Source organism: Nostoc sp. ChiVER01 (genome assembly GCF_034531155.1).
Classification (GTDB): Bacteria; Cyanobacteriota; Cyanobacteriia; order Cyanobacteriales; family Nostocaceae; genus Nostoc.
This window is the reverse complement of the sequence record NZ_JAVRBS010000010.1, coordinates 123750-134138: the sequence shown is the minus strand read 5'-3', so window position 1 is coordinate 134138 and position 10389 is coordinate 123750. Positions and strand designations below refer to the sequence as shown.

Annotated in this window: 10 protein-coding genes; 2 read left to right on the top strand and 8 right to left on the bottom strand. The window is 40.3% G+C overall.

Features of this window, described 5'->3' with window-relative positions; genetic code table 11:
• Window positions 1-340, top strand: a 340-nt coding sequence (locus tag RMY00_RS15500) for a tetratricopeptide repeat protein (RefSeq protein WP_322648382.1), incomplete at its 5' end; no start/stop codon positions are given.
• A gap of 239 nt (window positions 341-579) precedes the next feature.
• Here the strand turns inward: RMY00_RS15500 and RMY00_RS15495 are convergent.
• The 7 genes from RMY00_RS15495 to RMY00_RS15465 all read right to left on the bottom strand — a co-directional run bounded on the left by RMY00_RS15495 (window position 580) and on the right by RMY00_RS15465 (window position 8374).
• Window positions 580-879, bottom strand: a complete 300-nt coding sequence (locus RMY00_RS15495) for a hypothetical protein (protein ID WP_322648381.1) — start codon at window positions 877-879, stop codon at window positions 580-582.
• A 54-nt stretch (window positions 880-933) separates the two neighbouring features.
• Window positions 934-2427, bottom strand: a complete 1494-nt coding sequence (locus RMY00_RS15490; protein WP_322648380.1) for a catalase — start codon at window positions 2425-2427, stop codon at window positions 934-936.
• Between the two features lie 206 nt (window positions 2428-2633).
• Window positions 2634-4007, bottom strand: coding sequence for an alkaline phosphatase family protein (locus RMY00_RS15485; protein WP_322648379.1), 1374 nt, complete (start codon window positions 4005-4007; stop codon window positions 2634-2636).
• Window positions 4008-4021: 14 nt separating this feature from the next.
• Window positions 4022-5242: a metabolite traffic protein EboE gene (gene eboE, locus RMY00_RS15480; RefSeq protein WP_322648378.1), complete on the bottom strand. Its 1221-nt coding sequence runs from the start codon at window positions 5240-5242 to the stop codon at window positions 4022-4024.
• A gap of 142 nt (window positions 5243-5384) precedes the next feature.
• Window positions 5385-6317 (bottom strand): UbiA-like protein EboC, encoded by a 933-nt coding sequence (gene eboC / locus RMY00_RS15475; protein WP_322648377.1) that lies wholly within the window; start codon window positions 6315-6317, stop codon window positions 5385-5387.
• Between the two features lie 121 nt (window positions 6318-6438).
• Window positions 6439-7347 (bottom strand): TatD family hydrolase, encoded by a 909-nt coding sequence (locus RMY00_RS15470; RefSeq protein ID WP_100903103.1) that lies wholly within the window; start codon window positions 7345-7347, stop codon window positions 6439-6441.
• A gap of 145 nt (window positions 7348-7492) precedes the next feature.
• Window positions 7493-8374, bottom strand: coding sequence for an EboA family metabolite traffic protein (locus RMY00_RS15465; RefSeq protein WP_322648376.1), 882 nt, complete (start codon window positions 8372-8374; stop codon window positions 7493-7495).
• Window positions 8375-8826: 452 nt separating this feature from the next.
• On the opposite strand from RMY00_RS15465, the gene RMY00_RS15460 reads away from it, so the two are divergent.
• The gene (locus RMY00_RS15460) at window positions 8827-10032 is read left to right on the top strand and encodes a 3-dehydroquinate synthase (RefSeq protein WP_322648459.1); all 1206 of its coding nucleotides are present in this window, start codon (window positions 8827-8829) and stop codon (window positions 10030-10032) included.
• A gap of 39 nt (window positions 10033-10071) precedes the next feature.
• On the opposite strand, the gene RMY00_RS15455 is transcribed toward RMY00_RS15460, so the two are convergent.
• The gene (locus RMY00_RS15455; protein ID WP_322648375.1) at window positions 10072-10377 is read right to left on the bottom strand and encodes a HigA family addiction module antitoxin; all 306 of its coding nucleotides are present in this window, start codon (window positions 10375-10377) and stop codon (window positions 10072-10074) included.
• Window positions 10378-10389 lie beyond the last annotated feature (12 nt).

The window sequence follows — 10389 nt, the reverse complement described above, 5'->3', positions numbered from 1 at the left end:
CCAAGCTTTGACGATGAGAAAACGCCTGCTGGGGGATGAACACCCCTCTGTGGCATCTAGCCTGAACGATTTGGCAGCACTCTACTATTCACAGGGAAGGTACACCGATGCCGAACCTTTGCTAATCCAAGCTTTGGCGATGAGAAAACGCCTGCTGGGGGATGAACACCCCTCTGTGGCATCCAGCCTGAACAATTTGGCAGCACTCTACTATTCACAGGGAAGGTACAGTGATGCCGAACCTTTGGCGATCGCTGAACAACGGGTGGGAGCAAATCATCCCAATACAATAACCATTCGTAACAATCTAGAAGACTTGCGGCGGAATCGTCAACCTTGATTCAGGATAATGGTTGCTTTTGTCTGACGTTAGTTTCAGTAATTTAGGTAATCTGCACCGACTGCATTACTCGCTTGGGATTCAAATACCAGTCTAATAAGTAAGTAACATAATTAATTACACAATGTCATTGCAAATGCAGTGAAGCAAAATAAAGCGATCGCAACCCCTAAAACTACTTCTCTACGATATGCTTTGCGAAGGGTGCGATCGTAATAACTGTAAATATTTTTATTTCTCTACTTAATGAGCCTCTGAACTCCGTCAACGAGGCTTTTATATCCATCAACGAGTCTTTTATCTCCGTTGACGAGTCTTTTAGCTCCGTTAACGAGGCTTTTATCTCCGTTGACAAGTCTTTTAGCTCCGTTAACGAGGCTTTTAGCTCCGTTAACGAGTCTTTTATCTCCGTCAACGAGGCTTTTAGCTCCGTTAACGAGGCTTTTATCTCCGTTAACGAGTCTATTTTTATTGATCAAATCCCCGACTTCTTCAAGAAATCGGGGATCTAAATCTAGCTTAAGTACGTAACTCACCATCCAGGTTTTCGGTGCGTTAGCCTACGGCATAACACACCCTACGAAACTACGAGGCTACCAGTTACCTACAGGTTGAGCTTCATGAGAAAACATTGAGGGATCGATTGAAATGCCCAATCCTTCAGCTACACGACGACCATAAGAAATATCTGCCCGGAAGAAGTGGCAAAGTTGGCGCATTTGGATGTCTTCCCTTGCTTGAGAGAGACTACCGACGATATTATGAGCAAGACGCTCTTGCTGTTCAGGAGTCATTAACCGATACAGATTACCTGCTTGGGTATAATCGTCGTTTCCTTCACGATGACTGTAGCGATCAACTGTGACATCGCCCAAATGACTAGGTGGCTCTGCATAAGTTGGATTTTCTTTGGGCGTACCCTCAGCACTATTCGGTTCATAGTTAGGAACGCTACCGTGGTTGTTCCCCAACGCCATGAAGCCATCTCGCTGATAATGCATCACTGGACATTTGGGCTGGTTGACAGGTAGTTGCTGATAGTTACCACCCAAGCGATACCGTTGAGCATCTGGGTAAGAAAAAATTCGAGCTTGAAGCATTTTGTCTGGAGAGAAACTAACGCCAGGAACCACTGCACTAGGGCTAAAAGCGGCTTGCTCTACTTCGGCGAAATAATTCTCTGGGTTACGATTTAGCTCTAATATCCCGACTTCAATTAAAGGATATTCTGAATGTTTCCAAACTTTGGTCAAGTCAAAAGGATTATCAGGATGTTTTTCCGCTTGCTCTTCGGTCATCACCTGAATACACATCCGCCATTTGGGATAATCTTTGTTAGCGATCGCTTCAAACAAATCGTGAGTCGCATGATCTGGATCTTCGCCCTTAATCTTAGCTGATTCTTCCTCTGTCAAGGTTTGATGCTCTTGCAGATTCTTAAAGTGAAATTTGCACCAGACGCGATCGCCCTTGGCATTAATTAAACTGAAGGTGTGGCTACCAAAACCGTCCATGTGGCGATGGGTTTTCGGAATTCCCCGATCTGAAAACAGGATCGTCACTTGGTGAAGCGATTCTGGGCTGAGTGACCAAAAATCCCACTTTGCATTCTGGTCTTTGCAATTAGTTTGAGGATTGCGCTTTTGGGTATGGATAAAATCAGGAAACTTGAGGGGGTCACGGATGAAGAAAATAGGCGTATTGTTGCCTACAAGATCCCAGTTACCCTCCTCAGTATAAAACTTGATGGCAAAACCTCTAGGGTCACGCTCGGCATCTGCTGAACCTTTTTCTCCTCCGACTGTAGAGAAACGCAAGAGAAGTTCCGTTTTCTTGCCAATTTCAGAAAAAAGTTTGGCTTTACTGTAGCGGGTAATGTCATTGGTAATAGTCAAAGTACCATGAGCAGCCGCACCTTTAGCGTGAACAACTCTTTCAGGAATACGTTCTCTGTTGAAATGAGCTAGCTTTTCTATGAGGTGGAAATCCTGAATTAATACAGGGCCACGCGCTCCAGCTGTAAGTGAGTTCTGGTTATCGCTAACTGGAATACCGTCAGCAGTTGTCAAGTTTTGGGGTTCAGTCATGGTTAAAGAAGCTCTCCATGCAAGTTACTCAGATTGCCCACAGCACATTTAGTCAATAGATTGACGAATGCCTGCTGATAGAACAATTTAATTCATAGTCATTACGAGTTTACATATAAATCATACTCGATATGATTATGAATTACAAGAAATTTTTTTGCATTTTGGTAAGATGCAGAGGCGATATATCGCCTCTATACTGCCTTTCAGGTATTCAAATGCTTGAGAATCAACGAACAAACATCTGTCGCCTGAATGCGATTTTCATTAACTAGGTGAGTTTGATGGGTGATAAATAGAGGCCCTTCATCAACAGAAGTGCTAATGTTACCGTGAGAACCGCGTACTAGAGAAGCATCCAGAGGAATCACATCCATTAAGTAGCGAAAACCGAGTTGTTTCTTAAGTAGTTTGAGAGCAATTTTTCCTTGAGGAAATTTAATTTGCGGATCAAGGAAAAGTTCTACAGGATCGTAACCAGGTTTGCGGTGGATATCTACAGTTCTAGCAAAATCAGGAGCTTTTGCATCATCGAGCCAATAATAATAGGTAAACCAAGCGTCAGATTGAGCGATCGCTACCAACTCACCCGATCTAGGATGATCGAGATGGTAGGCTTGTTTACCCTCTTCATCCAATACCTGCGCTACGCCTTCAGTCGCTTCTAAAAATGATTGCACTTTCGGGATATATGCCGGATCGTTCACATATACATGAGCAATTTGATGATCGGCAACGGCAAAGGCAATGCTAGCACCAAAATCGAGCAGTTCTCGTCCTAATTCTTCCCGCACAGCAATTAAACCATTTTTTCGTAGCACGCGGTTCAAATCCACCGCTTTGGAGACTGGGGTAATGCCATACTCAGAAAGAATAATTACTTGAGTATTACGTGCTTCAAAATATTTAATCAAATCGCCACAAACAGCATCAATTTCTCGCAAATCAGCTTGGATGTGTTTTTTATCATGACCAAATTTTTGCAGACAGTAATCTAAATGTGGTAGATAAACTAGTGATAATGTCGGGCTATAACGTTCCTCAATCCATTTTGCTGAATTGGCAATCCATTGACTAGAACTAATGGTAGTTTTTGGGCCCCAAAAATCGAATAAAGGGAAGTTTCCTAAATCGGATTGAATTTGCGATCGCACATCACTAGGATGGGTATAAATATCAGGTAATTTTCTTCCATCTGCGGGATACATCGGGCGCGGCGTAATGGCATAATCTACTGATGAATACATGTTGTACCACCAAAAAAGATTGGCACAAGTGAAATTTGGATCAATTGATTTAGCTATTTCCCAAACTTTGGGAGCCTGCACTAGTTTATTAGACTGCCGCCAAAACTTCACTTCACATTCATCGCGGAAGTACCAACCATTAGCGACAATTCCATGTTCATCAGGCAATTTTCCTGTTAAATAAGTAGCCTGAACCGAACAAGTTACAGCAGGTAAAACTGTTGCGATCGGGACTACTTGTCCAATCGCCGCCCAAGAAGATAAGAACGGTGTGTTTTCTCCTAGTAAACTGGGTGTTAATCCCACGACATTTAGAACAACAGTTTTCTGCATAAATTAATCTCCTTTTAATTTGCGGTAAATTCTTTTAATACCCACTCATATTCTCGCTGAATAGAAGTCAACAAATCTATCTTCATTTCTGCTGGTAATACATCCCAAGTGTAAGTTTCAATTTCTAAATGTGAGCAAGCATTGTTTGTTTTAAGTAGATGTAAAACAGTCGCAATATCATCTTGGGTAGACTGCAAAATTTGATAATCATGAATAAAAATTGGCACATGAAAGTGAGTACGCCATTCTTGGGCTAGAGATTGTTCTAGATGCGGTAATGCAGTTATTAAATCAGGATAGTGATGGAGTGTACTATCACTGCGACGTTCTATTACTTGGTGAAGATAAGTAGATTCAGCAAAAGGACGTAAGCGTTCAACTATCAAACTACGTTTTTCAATATCAGCAGGAATTTTTACTTTAATTGCAGCGCTGATTTGAATTTTGCCAATCTTAATTTCTGCCGATTGGAAACGCGCAAATACAGATTGCGGTTCCTCATATTCAACTGAAAAATGGCAGGTGTCGTAACATACTCGAATATGTTCTAGCAATTTAGTTTCTGCTAGATTCTGTTCAATATTTAATTTTTCTGATAAGTAACTACCAGCAATTGGCAACAAATAATTTTTATAGAAATCAATTACTTCTGAGGTATTTTCAATTAAACCATCAGGCTCAGGTTCTAAATCAATATGGAGTATCTTTCCTGTTTCTTCGCAGATGCGAATCATTTCTATAACAACTGATGCTATATTTAAACAACTCTTTTTCAGAACTGTCTCGATTGCTTGGTCTTTTTGCCACCAAGGTTTATAAGATAATGGCAGCGTAGAAATTCCGCCATCAAGTTCTTCTGGTAATAGAGTAGCTAAAATTTGTACCAAGTTTAATGTATAATCTACCCGTTCTTGTGTAGACCAATCTGGTGCATAAACTTGGTCTTTTACCACCTGTCGATGGAATCCACCATAAGGAAATCCATTTAAAGTGAAAACGTATAAATCTTCTTGAATAAGCCACGCTTGGAATTGAGCCAAGTTATTATTTTGTAACAGTTCTTTAGCAGCTGCATCTGCTAATCTTAAACCAATACCAAAAGGTGCTGTTGGCGATAAACGTGATTTGAGATTGAGAACATATTTTTCTAAATTGCTAAAAACCTCTAGCCAACTTTCACCAGGGTGAATATTGCTGCAATAAGTTAAGTGATTATTGTTTTTTGTAATTTTCATTTTTTAGCTTTATCCCTTGTATATGTAATTTCTTTGGCTTATACTATTTCACAAAATACTTGCCACATATTCAGTTGTATGGGCGCACATCTATGCGCCCATACAGCCAATTCATGGTATTACTGGGTGTGTACATTCAAATTTAGGTAACAGCAAATACTTTTGCTAACTTCATCGAAAATGGTAGCAAAATTAGAACGAATAAACCGTAATACAAACCAGCAAAACCAGATGCAATAGTTGCATCTAAAACTATTAGAGATAACACGCCTATTTTTACAGCATTTCGGATATTTTCAGCGACTGGTTCCCGCGCAGCTTTGATAAAATTAGGCAAGACTCTGATAGCTAATACAACAGCAAATGGTAGTGCTGCGATCGCTGCATAATCCCCTAATAATCCTAAAGCTAAAACTGCCGTCAAAACTATTGCAATCAGCAGTAATGCGAGTACTCCCGTAATCTTCTTACCTCCGTGAACTTCACCCTGACTAATTGCGGTGATAGCAGCAATGTAAATAACAGGAATCAGCGCTAAATACCAACGTTCTCCTATCATTTCTGGTACAGCACTTACACCTAATAATAAGTTACTGCCACGACACAAACCCATATTTAAAGGGCCAAAAAAAGAATGATGTTTGGCAAGTGAATTATAGAGTAGGCATGAAAGAGTGATAAATATAGCGATCGCACCACTCAACAACGATACTTGAAAAGCAGCCAGAATCCCGATTGCAAACAGTAAACTCCCCAATAAAGTAGCATTTTGACGAGATACGCGACCACTGGGAATTGCTCTATTTGGTCGCTCTTTTGCATCTAATTCAGCATCAAAAACATCATTAAAAACTACACCACCGCCGTATAAACCAGTTGTAGCTAATAATAACCAAGCTAATGGAATTAGTATAGTAAAACTTGCTTCTCCATTGATTAATTGAGCAAAAATAATTCCAGAGCCAGAAGCAGCAAAACCAACAAGAATATCCGCCCAAGCAGTAACAATATTAGCCGGACGCATCAATTCTAGATAACCCCGCCAGCTTTGAAAATTTAAGCTTGCAACATTCACTTATCTGCCTCCGTACCTAATAATTTCTCAAAATAAACCGTATATTACAGATGAATCAAATATTTCTGCAATTCCTCATCCCCATTCCCTAATACAGACGCGATGAATCGCTACCAATTTTTTACTCAATCAATACATAATCTGAAACTGATTTGATTCCTGGCTCTTGTCCCCGTAACACAGAATTGCCATTGAACAACTGACGCTGATCGATAGATTGGGGATTGAGCCAGTCTGATGCTTGCATCTGACCGGTTTGACTGTAAGCAGCTAGGGCGTTTTCATAACAAACTGCTCGTACATGTTCTTCAGGAATACCCCTGTCTAACATTAACTGAGCCGTTTTTGGGACTGCCAAAGGATCGCTAATACCCCAATCAGCACTACTATCTACAATGATGCGATCGCGTCCATACTTACGGACAACTTCAACCATCCTGGCGTTACCCATCTTCGTCTGTGGATAAATTGTAAAAGCTGCCCAAAAACCCCGTCCTAATACTTCCTCAACGGTTTCCTCGTTGTTGTGGTCAATAATTACTTGTGAAGGATCTAAGCCATATTCAATGCAGCGATCCATACTCCGACTAGCACCCGCCTTCTTATTACGATGAGGCGTATGAATTAGCACCAACATATCGAGTTCTTTGGCTAATGCTAACTGTTGACAAAAGTACTTATCTTCTGCTTCTGTCATGTCGTCGTAGCCAATTTCGCCAATAGCAACAACTCCCTCTTTACAAGCATAAAGTGGTAGCAGTTCTATAACTTCTGCTGCTAGTGCCTCATTGTTAGCTTCTTTCGGATTGAGGCCGATTGTGCAGTAATGTTGGATGCCAAATTGACTAGCACGAAACCGTTCCCAGCCCACAAGACTGCTGAAATAGTCTTTAAATGTGCCAGCATTTGTTCGTGGCTGTCCTAACCAAAAGGCTGGTTCAATAACAGCGACAATGCCATATTCCCGCATTACTAAGTAATCGTAAGTAGTGCGCGAACACATGTGAATGTGAGGATCGATAAACATCATGGTTTTAATGATTGGGCATTGGGAAAAAGGAGGCAGCAGGCAGGAAGCAGGAGGTAGGAAGCAGGAGGTAGGAAGCAGAAGTACTTTAATTTTGAATTGATTTCTCCCTCATCCCCACTCCCTACTCCCCACTCCACACTCCCTTTTATTTGTAAACAAAAAGGCCATCACGGCTAAAACTATTCCAAGTCAGATTACCTTTTTGAATGGATGACTGTAAATCTGGGTAGCGAGAAAGTAATTCTTGTGCTTGGGGTAAAGAAGACTCAGCACAAGCTAATGCTGCTGCTTCTTGCTCGTGTATATCACCATTAGCCAGTACTTTTTCTAAATCTGTGATGATTGCACTATCAGCATACCGTCCTACAGGTCGCCAAAGTTCTGGCGTAACTGAGCGTTTAGCTGCCCAACGTTCATGGGCATAGTCTGCTAACATCCTCGCTAATTCTGGATTGGCACGCCGATCTAGTCCCCAAATTAGATGCAAGGGACTACCGACAAACACAGCCTTTAGCACCATCTGATTCCAAGCAGCATTATCTAAATAATCTGCTGGATAAGGGTTACGTAATGCGATCGCTTGGAATACATTACTCATATTGCTGCGAATTCCCTCAGCAGCGCGATGGCGATGTAACTCTGGATGTGGTAATAGCGGCAAACTTTGATAAAGGACAACTAATTCCCCCATATCGGCAGTGGAGAAGAATTTATCAAGCGATCGCACATAGCCTTCAGCATCATCATGGGGCAAAGCTAGAAGCAAGAGTGTACGACCTGCTTGATCTACACTCCAATGAGCAGGATACCAACCAGGAATCACATCCTGTGCTGCTTCCAAGTCCTGGAATGTTAGCTGCAAATCCTCTTTACCTAGATAACGCGGCACAGCACTAAAAGCCGTAAAAAACACTCTCTCAGCAGCGCCGCTAGCAATTTGTGCTTGCTTCTGTTCCAGCCAAGCAAAAGCTTTCTCTGAAACAGACTTTAACAGCCAGTGATGCAGTAACTCGTTTACTTTACTCATGATGAATTTTAGGAAAAGTTGCCCAATTTTTTTATGGCAACTAAGTATAAAATCTAGCACTAAACTTGATACTTTGTGATTCAAGCAGCTAGATAATATACTACTGAAATTATAACTTCACTGAATCTATAAAAATCTCCTGACTTTCGATAAGATAATGTAAAGATCCCATTTCGATTAGATAAAGAATCAAATTTGGTTACGGAATAAAATTAAAATTTAATGTAATAATGATATCTGTATGCAATCTTAAATATAAAGTTTAGGCATCAATAAATGTGATTTTGATCATTTATAGATTCAAACAATACACTAAAAAATTACGATAAATTTCTTGGTTTAACTTTGATATAAAATAATTTTAAATTTCATTTTTAAAAAAGATTTTTTCAACTTACTATCACTTCAATCGCAGTATTAAATATATTTACAATTACTTAAAAAGTAATAATATTCTAATGGCTATTCAACAAAAAACCGTTCTTAATCTTCAACCAATTAACCAATGTGTTCGCGTGACCTTTAATTATGATGTTCACTTTACTAGAGGTCTATTTCAGGTAGATAATCCTTTGCTTGCACAAGCGATCGCCGCAGATGGGGAAACAACCCCAAAACAAGTTCTAGCAGTGGTAGATGCAGGATTTTTACAGTATCAAGATGGGTTGCTAAAAAAATTATCAGTTTACGCTCAGTATTATCAAAATATACTAAAGCTTGGTGAGCCGATAGTAGTTCCGGGTGGAGAAGCAGTCAAGAACGATGCTAGATTTATAGAGCAAATTCATCAGCAGATAAATGCAGCTGGATTGTGCCGTCACTCCTACATCTTAGCAATTGGGGGTGGAGCCGTCCTAGACATGGCAGGATACGCAGCAACAACAGCTCACCGAGGAATTCGGCTGCTACGAGTACCGACAACAGTATTAGGGCAAAACGATTCGGGTATAGGGGTAAAGAACGGAATTAATGCCTTTGGCAAGAAAAACTTTTTGGGTACATTCATGCCACCTTATGCTGTCTTGAATGACTTTAATTTTCTTACTAGCCTTGACGATCGAGATTGGCGATCGGGTATTGCAGAAGCTGTGAAAGTAGCACTGATTAAAGATGCAGATTTCTTCGATTTCATTATGTTTAATGCCGAGAAATTGGCTAATCGAGATATGGACATAATGGAAAAGCTGATTTATCGATGTTCTCAGTTGCACTTAGAGCATATTGCTGGTAATGGCGACCCCTTTGAAATGGGTTCATCGCGTCCTTTAGATTTTGGACACTGGGCTGCTCATAAACTAGAGCATTTAACTAATTACAGCCTACGTCACGGTGAAGCTGTAGCGATCGGGATTGCTTTAGATACGACCTATTCATATTTAACAGGGCAACTTTTACAATCTGAGTGGCAAAGGGTTCTAAGTACACTCCATAAATTAGGCTTTACTTTGTATGTATCAGCACTAACAGAACAATTAGATCAACTAGACCATCCGCATTGTCTATTTCGAGGGCTTACCGAGTTCCGCGAACACTTAGGAGGAAATTTAACAATTACTCTTCTACAAAAAATTGGTCAAGGGATAGAAGTTCATCAGGTAGATTTGTCTTTATATAGAAATGCTATTTTGACGCTGAAAGATTGGGAACTTTTGCATTAATTTTTCTTTGGATACATCAACCAAATTTCTAGGCGATCGCTACTTCGTGGTTCTGAATTGCAAAATACTTTTTAGTTCCTCTTCTTCTTCCTTGAGAACATGATAAAGTTCCCAATTTTGTTGGAGATTTAACCAAAAGTTTGAACTATTTCCAAAAAATTTTGATAACCTTATTGCCGTACTAGGTGTAATACCTCGCTTTTGATTTACAAGCTCATTTATTCGCTGATAAGGAACGTGAAGTGCATCTGCAAGTTCTCTTTGGGTTATTCCCATTGGGTCTAGAAAATCTTTAAGTAATATTTCACCTGGATGTGATGGGGGCCTATACTTTGGAACTCTCATCTATTGTTATCT

Coding starts and splice junctions, on each gene's coding strand:
- RMY00_RS15485 (WP_322648379.1), bottom strand. CDS start 4,007: ATGCAGAAAACTGTTGTTCTAAATGTCGTGGGATTAACACCCAGTTTA.
- RMY00_RS15455 (WP_322648375.1), bottom strand. CDS start 10,377: ATGAGAGTTCCAAAGTATAGGCCCCCATCACATCCAGGTGAAATATTA.
- RMY00_RS15495 (WP_322648381.1), bottom strand. CDS start 879: ATGGTGAGTTACGTACTTAAGCTAGATTTAGATCCCCGATTTCTTGAA.
- eboE (WP_322648378.1), bottom strand. CDS start 5,242: ATGAAAATTACAAAAAACAATAATCACTTAACTTATTGCAGCAATATT.
- RMY00_RS15470 (WP_100903103.1), bottom strand. CDS start 7,347: ATGATGTTTATCGATCCTCACATTCACATGTGTTCGCGCACTACTTAC.
- RMY00_RS15465 (WP_322648376.1), bottom strand. CDS start 8,374: ATGAGTAAAGTAAACGAGTTACTGCATCACTGGCTGTTAAAGTCTGTT.
- RMY00_RS15490 (WP_322648380.1), bottom strand. CDS start 2,427: ATGACTGAACCCCAAAACTTGACAACTGCTGACGGTATTCCAGTTAGC.